The organism is Sulfitobacter sp. CW3, assembly GCF_019392245.1.
In the GTDB taxonomy this organism is placed as follows: Bacteria; Pseudomonadota; Alphaproteobacteria; order Rhodobacterales; family Rhodobacteraceae; genus Sulfitobacter.
On record NZ_JAHXRL010000067.1, the window covers coordinates 1 to 342 of the forward strand.

The following is a 342-nucleotide window of genomic DNA, read 5'->3' on the forward strand; positions in this document are numbered from 1 at the left end:
GGTTGGTCGGGAACCCGGTGATCGCGACGTTCTCGACGAGACCCGGCTGCAGCCCACCGTAGAGGGCATAGCCCGCCCCTTCCGGCACCCACGACATGCCGATCTGCGCGCCGCTGCCGGCGGTGTTCGACAGGTTGAAGTCGCGGAAGTCGATGTCCGCCCCAGTGAAGGCATTTCCAGCGGTGGCGGAACCATGAATGGCCACCAGCGCCGGCTTCGTGCCGCCCGCGGTATCGAAGGTCGGGCACGGCCTGATCGTGCCACCTCCGTTGAGCGAACCAGCCCCATAGAAGCCGAGGTTAGTCGTCTGCGTGGGATAGAGGTCGATCTGCGAGCAGGCGT

1 protein-coding gene is annotated in these 342 nt (G+C 66.1%); it reads right to left on the reverse strand.

From position 1 onward, the window contains the following. On the reverse strand, positions 1-342 hold a 342-nt coding region (locus tag KZZ06_RS20235; protein ID WP_219581782.1), incomplete at both ends, for a hypothetical protein.